This is a genomic window from Chryseobacterium sp. (genome assembly GCF_041914225.1).
GTDB lineage: Bacteria > Bacteroidota > Bacteroidia > Flavobacteriales > Weeksellaceae > Chryseobacterium.
Genome location: NZ_JAYSDT010000004.1, coordinates 94,345 through 110,937, shown reverse-complemented (window position 1 = coordinate 110,937; position 16,593 = coordinate 94,345). Strand labels below are relative to the sequence as shown.

The window sequence follows — 16,593 nt, the reverse complement described above, 5'->3', positions numbered from 1 at the left end:
AAAATTATGAAGAAATTACTCACACTCTCTATACAGAAGAGATGGCTGATGCTTGCCCTCTTCCTTTTACTGGGATTCTTCGGATATTATTCCTGGACCAGATTATCCATAGAAGCTTATCCCGATATTGCAGATGTAACTTCCCAGGTGGTTACACAGGTTCCGGGACTGGCCGCTGAGGAAGTAGAACAGCAGATCACCATCCCTTTGGAAAGATCACTGAACGGACTTCCCGGAATGCATGTGATGAGAAGCAAAAGTACCTTCGGGCTTTCCATTATCACTATTGTTTTTGATGATGGGATTGATGATTACTGGGCCCGGCAGCGTATTCAGGAAAGACTGACGGATGTAGAGCTTCCTTATAATGCACAGCCCGGTCTAGATCCCCTCACCTCTCCCATCGGCGAAGTTTATCGTTATATCATAGAAAGCAATAACCACAGTCTGCGGGAGCTTACAGATTTACAAAAATTTGTCATTATTCCCCGCATCAAACAGGTTTCCGGGATTGCTGATATTACCAACTTCGGAGGGATTACCACCCAGTTCCAGATCGAACTGGATCCTCATAAGCTTGAACAGTATGGACTTTCTCTTTCGGAAGTAACTGAAACCATTTCCAAAAATAATGTAAGTGCCGGAGGAAGTATGCTTCCCCGCGGAAACCTAGCCTATGTCATCCGTGGGATAGGATTGATAAAAGATTTAAATGACCTTGGAAAAATTGTAGTAAAAACCCAAAACGGAGTTCCTGTTTTTTTAAATGATGTAGGAACACTGAAATACGGAAACCTGGAAAGAAAAGGGATTCTTGGTTATACAGACCGGAAACGTAATTATTCTGAAAGTGTGGAAGGAATTGTGCTTTTATTAAGAGGGCAAAATCCCTCGCAAGTGCTGGCAGGTGTACATGAAGCGATAGAAGAACTGAATAACGAAACACTTCCTCCCGGCGTAAAAATCCATCCTTTTCTGGATCGGACAGAACTTGTAAAAACAACGCTCACCACAGTTTCTCATACCCTTACCGAAGGAATTGTTCTGGTTATTATTGTCCTGATTGTATTTCTCGGAAGCTGGCGCGGAGCATTGCTGGTGGCCATCACCATTCCGCTTTCTTTATTATTTGCTTTTATATTAATGCATTTTACTGACATTCCGGCCAATCTTCTTTCACTCGGAGCCATTGATTTCGGAATCATTGTGGACGGAGCCATCGTTATGCTGGAAACCATTCTGAAGAAGCGGGAAGAAAATCCGGAAGAAGCATTGGAAGAAAAAACCATTACTCAAAGGGTGATTGAAGTAGCCAAGCCCATTTTCTTTTCAACAATTATTATCATCACCGCTTATCTGCCCTTGTTTGCTTTTGAACGGGTAGAGAAAAAACTGTTTACCCCCATGGCTTTTACTGTAGGATATGCCCTATTGGGTGCGCTCGCTGTAGCATTACTTCTGATCCCGGGATTAGCATATGTTATCTACCGCAAACCACAAAAGATTTATCATAACAAATGGCTGGAAAAACTCGCTGCTGCCTATGGGAAAAGAATGGAAAGAATAATGCAGACTCCCAAAAGAGTTATTATTCCGATCATTATTGTATTGATATCTTCCGGGATTCTGTCTTACACCGTAGGAAAAGATTTTCTTCCGGAGCTGGACGAAGGCTCTATCTGGCTGCAGGTACAGCTGCCACCGGGAATATCCTTAGCCCAATCAAAAGAAATGAGTGACACCCTGCGGGCCCGTACCCTGAAACATTCCGAAATCACTTATATGATGGTACAGGCGGGCCGGAATGATGATGGTACAGATCCGTGGACAGCCTCTCATTTCGAGGTTTCCATTGGAATAAAACCTTACAGCGAATGGCCTTCCGGGAAAACAAAAGCAGACCTCATCAGAGAACTCGCGGCAGATTATAAAGACATGCCGGGATTCACGGTAGGTTTTTCACAACCTATGATTGACGGAGTAATGGATAAAATCTCCGGAGCGCACAGTGAGCTGGTGGTAAAAGTATATGGAGAAGATTTTAAAGAAACCAGACGCATTGCAGAAGATGTTTTGTCTACCTTGAATAAAATTCCTGGTTCGGCAGACCTTGCCATTGATCAGGAGCCGCCGTTACCTCAGCTGCAGATCATTGCGAACAGGGACAGAATTGCTCAGTATGGCCTGAATGTAGCAGATGTTGCCGACCTTATTGAAGTGGCATTGGGAGGAAAAGCCATTTCCCAGATCTTTATCGGCAATAAAGTGTATGATATTTCCTGTCGTTACACGGAAGACAGCCGCAATACTCCGGATAAAATCGGGAACCTGATGCTGACCTCAGCTTCCGGAGCCAAAATACCACTGTCTCAGGTAGCAGAAGTTAAATTAAGCACGGGCGAAAGTACTATTACCAGAGAAATGAACAAAAGGCATCTTACGGTAAAGCTTAATCTGAGAGGCACCGATCTTTCTTCGTTCCTGAAAAAAGCCCGGGATACAATTGAAAAAGATGTACAATATGATCACGAAAAATACCAGATTAAATGGGGCGGTCAGTTTGAAAATCAAAACAGGGCTTATTCAAGACTCGCATTTATTGTTCCGCTCGCACTGGCCATTATGTTTCTGTTATTGTATGGTGCATTTGGAGATTTCAGACAGGCCTTGGTCCTGATGTCTATTGTACCATTGGCATTATTTGGCGGAATGCTGGCACTCAATATCCGGGGAATGTCTCTGAATGTTTCTTCAGCAGTAGGATTTATAGCCTTATTCGGAGTTGCCATCCAGAACGGAGTCATTATGATTTCTCACATCAACGATCTGCGTAAGAAAGGATATGAACTGAAAAATGCCGCCATCAAAGGAGCAAAAGATCGTTTCAGACCTGTACTGATGACTGCAACGGTTGCTGTAATCGGATTATTTCCGGCATCATTGGCCACAGGAATCGGTTCTGATGTACAGCGCCCACTGGCAACTGTCATTGTCTACGGACTGATGTTCTCCACTGTTTTAACCCTATTTGTACTGCCGGCGATTTATTTTATGGCTGAATGCAGAAACGAAAACAAAATTTAGAATCAGATGAAAATTAGAATTCACTTTATCATAGTATCCTTTGTATTGCTCAGCATTACAGGTATGAAGGCACAGGAAAAAGAATTTTTGCCATTTGAAGAATACCTGAATCTTGTTGGAAGTAAAAATTTAGGCTATGCTTCTCAGAAGTACAATGTAAGTATAGCTGAAGCTGCTATCCAGACCGCCAATATGTTTCCTGATCCTCAATTGGAAATGGAAACCACCAATAACGGTGTGAATCAAAATATGGGTTATGTGTACGGGGCATCACTCAGCTGGACACTTGAGCTTGGCGGTAAAAGAAAAGCCAGGGTAAATCTGGCCAGAAACCAATCTGAACTGAGCAAACTACAATTGCAGGATTTCTTCAGGAACCTCCGTGCAGATGCCAGCTTAGGGTATATTGATGCATTAAAATCCAAAGCATTGCTTGAAGTTCAGCAGGATTCTTATAAAAAAATGCAGCAGCTCGCAAAGTCCGACAGTATCCGCTACAGGTTGGGAACCATATCACTTGTAACCTCCAAACAAAGTAACCTGGAAGCAGCTTCTTTACTCAATGAAGTATATCAGGCTGAAAGCGCAGAACATCAGGCCCTCACCAGTTTATCTGTATTTCTGGGAGACAGCAAAATTGTAGACAGAGAGGTTGCCGGAAATTTTAATGCCTTCAACAGGGATTTCAGTATCGATGACCTGATTCTCCAGGCATTGAATGAAAGAGCTGACTTATTAGCCGCCAGGCAAAATACCGAGGTTGCCAAAAGCCAGATCAATCTTGAAAAAGCCAACCGTGTCATAGACCTTGGCATCAGTGCAGGAGGAGAACGCCACACAGAAGCCATCAACGAAATTGCACCTTCCCCAACTGTAAATGCAGTAAAAATAGGCATTAGCATTCCCCTTAAATTTTCCAATAAAAGAAATGCAGGATTAAAAATAGCAGAAATGGCATCTTCACAGGCAGAAATTGAATACAGACAATTCGAACAAGGGATAAGAGCTGAAGTAATGCAGGCCTATCAACAGTATACAGCCACCCAGAAACAGCTCAGACAATTCCACAATGGAATGCTTACGGAAGCCGAAAGCATTCTGGAAGGAATTATTTACAGCTATAAAAGAGGAGAAAGCTCTATCCTTGAAGTCCTGAACGCCCAGAGAACTTATAACAATGTAAGGAAAGACTATTATCAGGCCCTTGCAGATAATGCATCTGCTTTGATTGAGCTTGAGCGTAAAGCAGGAATCTGGGATATTCATTTTTAGCTGGAAGAGGGAAGCTGGGGGATGGAAGTTTACGAAAGCCGATGAATAAATACACACCATTTAATTAACTTTTTAATCCCACCAAACGACAAACATTGATTCTAAAAACACAACTATAACTTCCAGCTTCAAACTTCCGGCTTCCAGCATAAAAAAAGCCCTGAAATCAAATAGATTTCAGGGCCTTTTTTATCTTTTATACTGAGATTCATAAATTCCGATCCAGTCGTCGGGAGTCATTTTCTTACTAAGCTCAGCGATCAGTTCAAAAGGGATATCTTCTACTTTTTTAAAGCGGATACAGGATTTACCCATATCCAGCTTCTTTTTGGAATGTTCTGGATATTCTGCCACAAACCAATCGAGAAGTTCCGGTTTTGAATAAAGCCCCATATGGTAAAGCGCTATAAAATTCTTCTGGGAAGCCAGATTAATGAATGGCAGTGGGGTTCCGGGTGCACAATGATATCCTGCAGGAAATGTTGCCAAAGGAACTACCCAACCTATCATCCCATAATTTGTAGCTTCTTCGAAACCTTTTGGAAGATTGTCATTCACTGTATCAAAAAGTTTTTTAAAAGCCTCTTGTCTTTCTTCAGGAATTTTTGAGATATAATCTTCTATGGAAACTGACTGAATCTGCATATTTTAAATTTTCTCTAAAATACAACTATTTTATAAAATTATACACATTGAACATCTGAACATCCTTACTGCTCTTTTGAAGGAACATCATTTTATTGACATTCGGAACATACTGAATCATATTTCCATCTGCGAAGCCATAGTTCTGGAAAAAGTTTCTTCCTTTATAATCAAGGCTTACTTCCTGAGGTTTCAGATTGGCAAAATCAAAAACTTTCATAGAAAATCCTGTATTCCCGAATGCTCCTTTCGGATAGAATGCAGAAATATAAAGTTTCTCCCCGGCATCAACAATATGAATCCTTTTTCCTGTAGAAGTTCCCGCAGCTACAAACTGCTTTACCTCACCTTCTTTATTAAATTTGATCAGCATTCCTGCATCCAGTGAATATACAGGATCCGGGAAACGGTTCATTGCCGTGGGCATCGGTCTTGTTACAGTTTCCTGTTGTACAGCCATTAAAGTTTCATCTCCTTTTACAATTGTTTTGATGACCTTTACATCACTCATATCTTTGCTTCCGGCTAAATTGGTATTACTGATCACTGCTTTTCCGGATTTCATATCATAAAACATTACTGTTCCGAAAGTACTTGCACCAATGGTAACCGCAGCGTTTTTTCTTCCAAATGTCACCAGACAATCGCTGTCATTTTTACTGAATGCATATAATTTTTCAGGAATATATTTATCATCAAACGGAAGGTTTTTATCCTCAGTATTCGAAACAAGTTCCAGCTTATAGGATTCCTTCCAGCCTGCTGCTTTTCTCAGTACAACAATTTTCGCGGAGTTAGTCAGCGTCAAAGACTTTTCAACATAATCATTACTCAATGTGATTTCTTTGTTCCAAACCGGAGAAAGTGTTCTCAGATCCAGGACCAGAACATCATTCACATTATCTGTTTTTTTGTTGGCATACCTGTCATTGAAGATCGCTGCATATTTACCGTTTTCTGAGAAAAGAACATATGTAGTTCCTGATTTGTTGGTAGATTCGATGCTGTATTTTGCAATGCTTTTGGTGGTAAAAGTACCTTCTTTTTTACTGAAAACATGCTGGAATACTTCCTTCCTGTTTTCTTTCCCGAAATACTCTTCCGTAAAGGCGATAAATTTATCATCATCAATCTGCTGTGAGCCAAGGTAGTTGTGAAGTACACCATTTGTTTTGTTGGCATAATCTTTCACATACGTATCCACAAGGCTTCCGTTCTGATCCAGTTTTCTCATCAATAATTTCTTATGTGGGAAAACATTTCTCATCAGTCCGTCAATATTGATGGCGCTGAACATATAAGAGTTGTAATCATCTGCCAGTACCAGTTTATCATCCGTTTCAAGATTGGCGTCCACGGTGAACTTTGTTCCCTCAGTCACTTTTGTCTGTGCATAACTGTACACAGCAGCTGTCATTAATGCCGAAGCAATAATCTGTTTAATCATATTGTTTTCTTTAGTTATTATAAATTTTTTCTTCCAATCTTTTCAGTTCAAGATTGGCATCGTAGGATAGCTTAATATCTACCAGATGCTCCTGCAGTTCATTTAAATATTTCTCTGCTTCCTGGTAATTACCCAAAGCAATATTCAATCTGATCAGGTTAAAATAAAGGTATTCGCCGATCTTTTGGTTGTAAGCAGCTTTCTTATCATTGTAATTTACTTTTGTCAAAGCGGTTTTCCAAAGATCAATCCCTTTCTGCATATTTTCCATGGCTACTTTATTCGGGGCGTAGTCTGACTTTGCCTGAAGTTTTTTCAGATTGGTCGTCACGTAGATATATGCTTTTTCCAGGTCATCGTATTCTCCTTTGTTCTTTACCGTCGCCAGAGTCACCGTAGAATTGATGGTCTGATAACCGAAATTTTCGTTAATGATATTCCTTGTACGGTCCATTGTTCTCTGAAGATATCTTTTTTCCTGGGCGTTCAGGTTGATTTCATTGGTCGGAACACTTGCTACTTCAGTAAAATCCGAGAAATACGTTTTATCCAGCTTTACTGCACCGCCTTGTTTTGCAACGATCCTTGTAGGCTGATTGGCAAAAGTTTTTCCCTGGTTGTCCTGGAAGTTTGTTCTTTCCATTTCGATAACGATATCAAGATAATTTCCGCCTTTTGAAAAACCCGTCACATCCATTTGTGATGCCAGAATTTTGTTATCCACAATCAAAGCGTCTCTCAGATCAGGCTGTTGGTAAACCGGCATTGGAGGAATATTAAGAATGGGTCTTGAAGGTAATCTCAATACAGGAGCTCCGTTGGTTGCAGCAATTTTCTCAACTGCGGATAATTTATTGTATTCTGCTGATTCCAGTTTGTATTTCTCCTGTAATTTTTTTACCTCAGCATCATAATCTTTTAATCTTTCCTGATGTTCGTACTTGGCGTTTTCAACGTTCGTCTGATAATTGTCCACCTTTCTCTGATAATCCTCTTTTGAAATTCTTATCACATCATCTTTTGTAATATTATAGGGAGATTTTACTGTAATCGTGTAATTTCTGTTGGAAAGTTCTGTAGGAAAAACCGGTTCTTTCAAAAGCTGGAAGCTGATCATTTCTTTATCAATTCGCTGAGCTTGGGAAAATTCGGAATAAAATAATGGTATTAAAAAAAGTAGTTTAAATTTATTCATGGTTGTTATAGTTTTCGGCGCAAATGTATAATAATTTTATGAACATTTCCGATAATAATTTTTTCCAGTTATTATGTGAAAAGCTATTAAAAAGGCAGCCACACGAATGTAACTGCCTACAGAAATTATTAACTCAAAAAATTTTATTTCTTAATGGCTTTCACTGTTGATTTTGAGCCATCTTTAAAGTTCATTGTCACTAAATACAAACCAGTATTCAAATCTCCTAACTGAAGCTCAGTAGTCGGATTATCAATAGTTTTCACCACTCTTCCCGCTACATCCGTAACTGTTACAGATTTCACATCTTTGATATCCGCAATATGCAGAACATCTTTGAAAGGATTAGGATATACATTCACTTCTTTTTTCTTAACAGATGTTTCAGCTGTACTTAAATTGGACTGCGTAAGGGAGAAATCATCAAATCCCATATAATATGGCGCCGGTGTTGTATTCAAAGCCTTAATTCCAAATGAGTAATCGCCGGTAGACGTTGGGGTATATGAAACAGTAACTTTAGTATATTCAGTACTGTTACCTCCTCCTGTTGCTGTTTGATCAGAAGTGATAAATGTCGTTAAACTGGTTGCACCGGCAGCAGTTTGTCCATTATTTACCAACACTTCATTCTGCCAGCCTGCATAGCCGTCTCCTACCCAATAGAATGAGAATTCATATGAAGTTCCTGCAGTTAAAGTAAATGTAGGGGTCCATAAATAAGCGGCATTACTATATGGATAATAGATTGTCAGATAATTTGGAGCAGATTTAGGGTCATTATAAGCTTGCTGGGAAGCGTTTGCTGAAGTAAAATTATAGCTGGATGAACTTCCTCCCGGAGTTTGTTTCCAGCACCCTGGAACGATGGCAGAGCCTATATTCGTCATTGCATCAAAATTTTCACTCCAAGGCAGTGTAGTTATCGGAAGACAAGTGGTTGTAAATGATACGGGAACTTCAGTCCAGATACTCTTATCAGTTGCGCTGCAGCTGGATCTCACCCATGCATAATAGGTTGTGGATGGTTGCAATGTACTTATCGGTGCAGAAGTTGTTGTAGACGTTGTAGAGTTTGCAGCATTTAAAACAGTGGAAGCATCCGGCGCGGTATTGCTTGTACTGTAATACACCTCATATCCGCCTGCAGGAACTGAAGATGGTGCTGTCCATCCGATTGTTGCTGAATTTGAATTCACGTTGGATGATGTAACAGCAGTCGGCTCAACGCAGGAAGGAATATTCTGAACAGAAATATTATCAATATAAATAGAACGGTAGGTACCTCCTAAACCATGTTTAAATGCTAACTGCAAATCAGAGCCTGCAGGAATATTAACAGTATATTGCGTGTGGGTAGATGTCAAAGCAATAGGAGAACCAATTGGCGTAAAAGAAGCCGGGTCTGCAGGATTCGATAGAGTACCTATTAATAATGTAGTCCCTGTTGTTCCTGTTTTTGCATAAAATCTGACACGTTTGGTCCCGTCTGAAAGGTTGATCGTTGGAGGTGTAACCAACATCTGGCTTCCTGTAGTAGCGCTTGAATTATATAGATAATAAGCATTAGGGGCTGAATAGTTACTTGATGTAGTTACATATCCATAGCCTGCAAATGATGGACTTTCCAGATATGCCCAGCAGCTTGGCGCATTGTTATTGGTGCTGGTGCCTGTGCTTGTCGTATCAAAGTTTTCTGTATACGGAACTGTGAAAGTAGAACATGCTGTTTTAAATGTTCCTGCAAAATACCATACACTTTGGCCGGTTGCGGTATTACAGTTGGATCTTACCCAATAATAATAGGTCGTATTGGAATTAAGACTTCCTATCGTTGTGCTTGTTCCCGTTACTCCCGGATAAGTAGGTGTTACTGAGCTTGCCGGTGTTGTGTTTGAAGTACTGTGGTATACATCATAACTGGCAGCATTACCTGTCCATGAAACTAAAGCAGAGTTGGCCGTTATGCCTGAAACTGCCTGCAATACAGGAGGTGCACAGTCTGAATAAGCATCCACTGAAAAAGCAAAAATATTCGGGATACCTGAACCGCTTGCTTTCGTTACTGTTACGCTTTGTATCAGCTTCGTCTGATTGGCAGCATCTATTGCCAGTTCGCTTTGATATAATCTTGGATTGGTTCCACCTTCAGGAGAAGGAACATCATCGCCCGCAGCAGGAGTAGCTCCCGCCTTTTTAATCCTTCCTATTCCCTGGATGGCAAAATTGGAACCTCCGTACCAGTCTGCAAGGCTGATATTGGAAAACGTCTGCGAACTGCCATCGGTAAAGTTTACCACAACATTTACTGCAGAACTTCCACTTCCGCTTACGGCAAGCATATACAGTTTGGTAGCGGCTTTCGGTGCCGTAAATGTCAGAGTTCCGTTATCATTGATTGCAGCCAGCCTTAACGAATTGTTGGCATTCAAACTTGCCAACTGGAAGCTCAATCCCGGAGTGGTTCCCACCACGGAATTAATAACTCCATCTACAGGAATACCATACGTAATGGCAGCACTTGTGGAAGTCAGCTGAAAATCTTTAGCTACAAAAGCGTAGGAAACTCCATCTACGTCATTATTTGTAGTAATTGCGGAAGAACCTATACCGTTCGCAATTACATCAGCAGTAAAGCCCGAGGAAACCGGCATAGTTTGATAATTCTGAGCCATCATTGCAGAGGCTGAAAACAGAGCAATAGCAGGTACCACTCTAGAAAATAAATTTATTACCATTTTAATCACATTTATGGCGAAATTAAGGCAAAATAACAATACAGAAATATTATTTTTAACAAAATCATAACATTTCTTTAAAACACACACAAAATCAATATTGAAAACTGCCATTATAACTGAATTTTTCGAAGAACATAAAAGCTCAGGGAATATTTTCTTATTGACTCATAATTTTATTATTGAGAAATTAAATCCTATTTTTGTCATACAAATTTTTTGAACAATGCCGAATATTTCAAACAGAGCACTGCATATGCCGCCATCGCCGGTAAGAAAACTGGTTCCCTTTGCTTTACAAGCGAAACAGAAAGGAATAAAAGTATATCACCTTAATATCGGACAGCCTGATATTGAAACTCCGGAAACAGCTTTAAATGCTTTAAAAAACATCGATTTAAAAGTATTGGAATATGCGCTTTCTGAAGGTAATATCGAGTACAGAAAAGCCCTTACTGAATATTATCATTCATTAGGCTTCTCAGACCTTACTCCTGATAACTTTATTGTTACCAACGGTGGTTCTGAAGCTCTCAACTTTGCGATCTCCACTTTATGTGACGAAGGTGATGAGGTGATTATTCCTGAGCCTTATTATGCCAACTACAATGGTTTTACCAGTACATTTGATGTAAACGTAGTAGCTGTACCTTCTACTATTGATACAGGTTTTGCTTTGCCTCCTGTTGAGGAATTCGAGAAAAAAATCACAGAAAAAACAAGAGCAATCATTATCTGCAACCCTGGAAATCCTACCGGATATCTTTATACCCGTGAAGAACTTCAGAAACTGGCAGAAATTGCCTTAAAATACGATATTGTAATCATTTCTGATGAAGTATACAGAGAATATGTATACGATGGAAAGCAGCAGATCTCCATGCTTGAGTTCCCGGAATTAGCTGAAAACTGTATCATCATCGATTCTGAATCCAAGCGTTATTCTATGTGTGGGGTAAGAATCGGATGTATGGTTACCCGCTCCAGCAAAATCCGTAATGCAGCGATGCTTTTTGCCCAGGCAAGACTAAGCCCTGTTCTTTTGGGACAAATTGCAGCAACAGCGGCACACCAGAATGACGGACCTTATATCAGAGCGGTAAGGGAAGAATATACCCACAGAAGAAATGTATTGGTAGATCTTTTAAATGCTATTCCTGGCGTGATCTGTCCTAAGCCAAGAGGAGCTTTCTACTGTGTTGCCGAACTTCCGGTAGATGATACTGAAAAATTTGCCCAGTGGCTGCTTGAAAAATATTCTCTTAATAATGAAACCATCATGGTTGCACCTGCAGGAGGATTCTACAGCGATCCTGAACTGGGAAAAAAGCAGGTAAGAATTGCCTATGTTCTGAAAGAAGCAGATTTAAAAAGAAGTGCTGAAATTCTTAAAGAAGCTTTAAAGAAGTACAGAGAAGAATTCAGCCTGTAAAATATATCCTATGCCGACAACAAAAAAACGTTATCTGAAAATCCTGTTTTCGATTCTTTTGCTGTCGGCATTGTTTTCCTGTGATTCAAAGAAAACAGAACCAGCTGATTCCCATAAAAATCCATACGAAATTACATTTGTCAGTGTATCGCACATCGGAGGAAATCTGGGAAGTTACAGGATTATCAAAGCTACCAAAGATTCTGTTTTTGCTGAAAAAGGGATGACAGCCAATCAAACTCATAAAGAATGGTCATCTGCCATCAATACCGAAACCTGGAAAAAGCTTATATCACCAGTCAATATCACAGATCTTGACCACATAAAAAGCTCTCCCAGCCAACAGTCTGTAAACGGGATAGATGAGACATTCCAGATTAGGACTCCCAAAAAATCACATATCTATGTGAACTCTTATGCAGACACCTTACATTACAGGCAATTACAACAACTTAAAGAACAACTAGACAAGATTCTTCCCAAAGAATACCAATAAAATATGCAGGAAAATTTTTCATTAAAGCCTTATAACACATTTGGTGTTGATGCCCGGGCCAGGTATTTTACTGAAGTCAATACGATTGATGAATTAAAAGAGGCGCTTATTTTCGCAAAAAACCAATCTCTTCAGCTTCTGTTTTTAGGAGGAGGAAGCAATATTCTTCTTACCAAAGATTTTGACGGCCTTGCCATCAGATTAAATTTAAAAGGAATTTCCGAGGAAAGCATCAATGAAAATGAAGTATTGGTAACCGCAAAAGCAGGTGAAAACTGGCATGAATTTGTGATGTATTGCCTGGAAAAGAATTATGGCGGACTGGAAAATCTTTCATTGATTCCCGGAAATGTAGGTACCTCTCCAATGCAGAATATCGGAGCTTACGGAACAGAAATCAAAGATATCTTTGTCACCTGTCAGGTATTGGATCTGGAGAATCTTGAGCTGAGAACTTTCAATCTTGAACAATGCAGGTTTGGTTATAGGGATTCTATTTTCAAACAGGAAGGAAAAGGCAGATATGTTATTCTGGAGGTTACTTTTAAACTCACCCAAAAAGATCACCATATCAAAACGGAATATGGTGCCATCAAATCCGAACTGGAAAACCTTGACATTGAACATCCGACTATTCAGGATGTTTCCAAAGCAGTTATCAATATCAGACAAAGTAAATTACCGGATCCTAAAGAAATCGGGAATGCCGGAAGCTTTTTCAAAAATCCAACCATTCCTCTGGCTCAGTTTGAAGCATTGAAACTGAAATTTGAAAATATCCAGGGCTATCCAAACGGAGATATGGTAAAAGTTCCTGCCGGCTGGCTGATTGAACAGTGCGGATGGAAAGGGAAACAGATCGGAAATGTTGCTTCACACAAATTACAGTCCCTGGTGATCATCAATGCAACCGGAAACGCTACAGGAAAAGAGATTTTTGATTTTTCTACGGAAATTATCAATTCTGTAAAGGAAAAATTTGGGATAGAGCTTGAGCGGGAAGTGAATATTATTTAATTTAAAATACATAAAGGCTGATTCATATGATTTCAGTCTTTTTTATTTCTTAATGATCTGTAAGTGTCGAATATTTTGAAGTCCCAGGGCAATATATTTTCGCACGGATTTCGCAGATAGCACAGATCCTTATGATACTACTTTATTTCGCTCTTGCTGAAAATCTTCGATTTTCTTGCGCCTTAAAACAGCATCTTATTCAAAAACATTTGCGTCTTTGCGTTTTCCAACCAACAATTAATTCAGGATAAACTCATATCCAGTCTCCGGAAAATCACTATTTTAGCTAAAAAATTTACAATCCGTAATGAAAATAGCGATTCTTGGAGCCGGAAATATGGGACTTTCTTTTTCGAAGTCATTTCTGAAATATGAACTGATCAAACCTGAACACCTACATCTGATTATCAGAAATCAGGAAAAAATTGCCAAAATAGCCGAAGAATTCCCCAAATCTAAAATTTCCACTTTCGAAGAAGTAAAAGAGATTGATGCGGATTTAATCATCATTGCCGTAAAACCTCAGGATTTCCAGACGGTAGCACAAAATATTCAGTTTACGTTAAAAGAAAACCAGATGGTTCTATCCATCATGGCCGGAATTAATATTGAAAAGATTCAAAAACTACTGAATCACCCGCTGGTTGTAAGAGCCATACCGAACTCTCCTACCCTTCTGGGAATGGGAATTACCGGGTATACCGCTGCCAACGGAATATCTTTCAGCCAGTTAATCAATATTGAAAGACTATTGAACAGTACCGGAAGATCGGTTTACCTGGAAGATGAAGAGCTTCTGGATGGTGTTACCGCACTTTCAGGAAGCGGTCCTGCTTATTTTTATTATATCATTGATGCCATGATCAAGGCAGGTATTGAAATGGGTATTGAAGAAAACCTTTCCAAACTTTTTGTAAAGCAGACCATGCTGGGCGCTTATCATTTAATCAATAACTCTGAAAAAAATCTTGAAGAACTGATTAAAGATGTTGCATCCAAAGGCGGAACTACCGAAGCGGCTTTAAAAACTTTTGAAGAAAACAGCTTCAAAGAAATTCTGAAACAGGGAATTCTGAATGCTGAAAAACGGGCAAAGGAACTTAACAGTTAAATTTCTTCTCAATAAATCTGCACAGCAGCCAGCCTATATAGACCCCGAAAGTATTCAGGATGATATCGTCTACCTCAAATATTCCCATTCTTGTAAAATATTGAAGAGCCTCAACGATAACAATACATGAAATAAAACCAAATATCAGAGGTTTCAGCTTTTTCAGTTCAGGAATAATCCATCCCAGAAATCCAAAAGGAATAAACATGATAATATTTCCCAGAACAATCTTCACAACATCTATGGTCTTATGAGGTCCCTGGATAAATTTTATGGTAGAAAAAAAGGGTTCTACGGTAATAAGGTTTTCCTCGTACTGAAATCTGCCCATCCCCAAAAACATCAGGTAGAGCAGAAACAGAATATAAGGAACAATAATGATTTTATATATTTTCTTTAACATTGAACTGCTAATATATTCATTTCAAAAACATTAAATTTGTGTATTAAAATAATTTAATGAAATACGTTCTGCTTACACTTATTTCAGCAATGCTGCTGTCGGTTTCATGGCCAACTTACGGGGTTCCGTTTTTTATATTTTTCGCTCTTGTTCCTCTGATGATGATGGAGCATGGAATTTCAAAATTTTCAGATTATAAAAGAAAAAGCTGGGCTGTCTTCGGATTATCTTACTTATGTTTCGTGATCTGGAATATAGTCACTACAGGATGGCTGTATGGCTCAAAGAATCCTGATGGAAGCCACTCTCTGATGGCTGTTTTATTTCCTGTACTGGTAAATTCTCTTTTATATTCTTTGGTGTTTCAATGCTATCACTGGTACAAAAATGCTCAGGGCACCTATTGGGGTTTAGGTTTTTTGATTGCCATCTGGATGAGCTTTGAAAAATTCCATTTGGGATGGGAGTTAACATGGCCCTGGCTGAACCTTGGGAATGTATTCTCTGACTATCCGAAACTGATCCAGTGGTATGACACATTGGGAGCAACCGGAGGAAGCTTCTGGATTCTTTTAGTTAATGTACTGATTTTTTATGCGGTAAGAACCTGGGAAGCAGGAAGAAAGAGAAAAGCTCTGATTAAAAACTCGGCAATCATTGCAGCTTTAATTGCCCTGCCGATGATTATCTCGGTCATTAAATACAATACTTTTGATGAAAAGCCATCCGGCCAGGTTAATGTTCTGATGCTGCAGCCGGACCTCGATCCTTATGCTGAAAAATATTCGAAAGACAGTTTAACGATAGAACAGGATTTATTAGCGCTTGCTGAAAAAAATTCCACAGGTAAGATTGATTATTATATTGCACCGGAAACAGCACTGCCCGGAAGAGGTTCTATTTCCGAAACAGCTTTTGAAAAAAGTTTGCTTCTCAACAATATCAAAGGATTTTTATCCAACCATCCGGGATCTGTTTTTGCCACAGGAATTTCATCACACCGTTTTTATTATAATCCGGCAGATTTACCTAAAGAAGCCTATCAGATCAATGGTGGTGTTTGGGTAAGCAGTTATAATACAGCTATTCAGCTTGTCCCTGGTCAGAAAGTACAGGCTTACCACAAAGGGAAGCTGGTACCGGGTGTTGAAATATTCCCTTATATGAATGTTTTAAAACCTTTGTTAGGAGATGCCATGCTGAATCTGGGTGGTACCGTGGCTTCTTTGGGAACAGATAAAGAAAGAGTGGCCTTTTCAAACCCTTACAACAAAGGAAAGCTGGCACCTATTATCTGCTATGAAAGCATTTATGGTGAATTTGTAACAGATTATGTAAAAAAAGGAGCTAATTTCTTAGGAATTATGACCAACGACTCCTGGTGGGGAGTAACAGAGGGACACAAACAGCTTTTATCTTATGCCAAACTGAGAGCCATTGAAACCAGAAGGGAAATTGCCCGTGCTGCCAACAGTGGAATTTCAGCGCATATCAATGCAAAGGGAGAGGTCACAGCCGACACTTTCTATGGTGACCAGACAGCCTTATTTGCGAAGGTAAATCTGTATGATACCATAACCTTTTATACGAGAGCAGGCGACCTTCTTTCGAGGTTTTCCATATTTGCATTAGGATTCTTATTGTTTTACTACCTGATTGAATGGTTTAAAAAGAAAACAAAGAAAGCATAATTTTTAAACACGAATTGCACAAATCTTCACCATAATACAACCTGAGTTTTGAGCATAAAAAA

Annotated in this window: 11 protein-coding genes and 1 pseudogene; 7 read left to right on the top strand and 5 right to left on the bottom strand. The window is 39.5% G+C overall.

What is annotated here, in order from left to right; all coding sequences use genetic code 11:
- The first annotated feature begins 6 nt into the window (after positions 1–6).
- Together ACE3RB_RS03335 and ACE3RB_RS03330 are read left to right on the top strand one after the other, a co-directional pair.
- Positions 7–3,101 (top strand): annotated as a pseudogene (locus ACE3RB_RS03335) (efflux RND transporter permease subunit).
- On the top strand, positions 3,091–4,356 hold the full coding sequence (locus ACE3RB_RS03330; RefSeq protein WP_374462893.1) for a TolC family protein: 1,266 nt from the start codon (positions 3,091–3,093) through the stop codon (positions 4,354–4,356). The pseudogene ACE3RB_RS03335 and the gene ACE3RB_RS03330 overlap by 11 nt, the downstream one beginning before the upstream one ends.
- 189 nt (positions 4,357–4,545) lie before the next feature.
- Here the strand turns inward: ACE3RB_RS03330 and ACE3RB_RS03325 are convergent, their stop codons facing one another.
- From ACE3RB_RS03325 to ACE3RB_RS03310, 4 genes are all read right to left on the bottom strand, one after another.
- On the bottom strand, positions 4,546–5,001 hold the full coding sequence (locus ACE3RB_RS03325) for a DUF1801 domain-containing protein (RefSeq protein WP_374462892.1): 456 nt from the start codon (positions 4,999–5,001) through the stop codon (positions 4,546–4,548).
- Positions 5,002–5,026: 25 nt separating this feature from the next.
- A complete protein-coding gene (locus tag ACE3RB_RS03320) occupies positions 5,027–6,448 on the bottom strand; it encodes a hypothetical protein (RefSeq protein WP_374462891.1) in 1,422 nt (473 codons plus the stop codon).
- 10 nt (positions 6,449–6,458) lie between these two features.
- Positions 6,459–7,643, bottom strand: coding sequence for a hypothetical protein (locus ACE3RB_RS03315; protein WP_374462890.1), 1,185 nt, complete (start codon positions 7,641–7,643; stop codon positions 6,459–6,461).
- Positions 7,644–7,786: 143 nt separating this feature from the next.
- Entirely contained in the window at positions 7,787–10,381 is a 2,595-nt protein-coding gene (locus ACE3RB_RS03310; protein WP_374462889.1) for a fibronectin type III domain-containing protein, read from the bottom strand.
- A gap of 226 nt (positions 10,382–10,607) precedes the next feature.
- Here ACE3RB_RS03310 and ACE3RB_RS03305 point away from each other — a divergent pair, with 226 nt between their 5' ends.
- From ACE3RB_RS03305 to proC, 4 genes are all read left to right on the top strand, one after another.
- Positions 10,608–11,813 (top strand): pyridoxal phosphate-dependent aminotransferase, encoded by a 1,206-nt coding sequence (locus ACE3RB_RS03305; RefSeq protein ID WP_374462888.1) that lies wholly within the window; start codon positions 10,608–10,610, stop codon positions 11,811–11,813.
- Positions 11,814–11,823: 10 nt separating this feature from the next.
- A complete protein-coding gene (locus ACE3RB_RS03300) occupies positions 11,824–12,309 on the top strand; it encodes a hypothetical protein (protein ID WP_374462887.1) in 486 nt (161 codons plus the stop codon).
- Between the two features lie 3 nt (positions 12,310–12,312).
- Positions 12,313–13,326 (top strand): UDP-N-acetylmuramate dehydrogenase, encoded by a 1,014-nt coding sequence (gene murB, locus ACE3RB_RS03295; protein WP_374462886.1) that lies wholly within the window; start codon positions 12,313–12,315, stop codon positions 13,324–13,326.
- Positions 13,327–13,633: 307 nt separating this feature from the next.
- Positions 13,634–14,437: a pyrroline-5-carboxylate reductase gene (proC, locus tag ACE3RB_RS03290; protein ID WP_374462885.1), complete on the top strand. Its 804-nt coding sequence runs from the start codon at positions 13,634–13,636 to the stop codon at positions 14,435–14,437.
- On the opposite strand, the gene ACE3RB_RS03285 is transcribed toward proC, so the two are convergent.
- Positions 14,427–14,840: a VanZ family protein gene (locus ACE3RB_RS03285; protein ID WP_374462884.1), complete on the bottom strand. Its 414-nt coding sequence runs from the start codon at positions 14,838–14,840 to the stop codon at positions 14,427–14,429. The genes proC and ACE3RB_RS03285 overlap by 11 nt on opposite strands.
- Positions 14,841–14,896: 56 nt before the next feature.
- On the opposite strand from ACE3RB_RS03285, the gene lnt reads away from it, so the two are divergent.
- Entirely contained in the window at positions 14,897–16,531 is a 1,635-nt protein-coding gene (lnt, locus tag ACE3RB_RS03280; RefSeq protein WP_374462883.1) for an apolipoprotein N-acyltransferase, read from the top strand.
- The last annotated feature ends 62 nt before the right edge of the window (positions 16,532–16,593 follow it).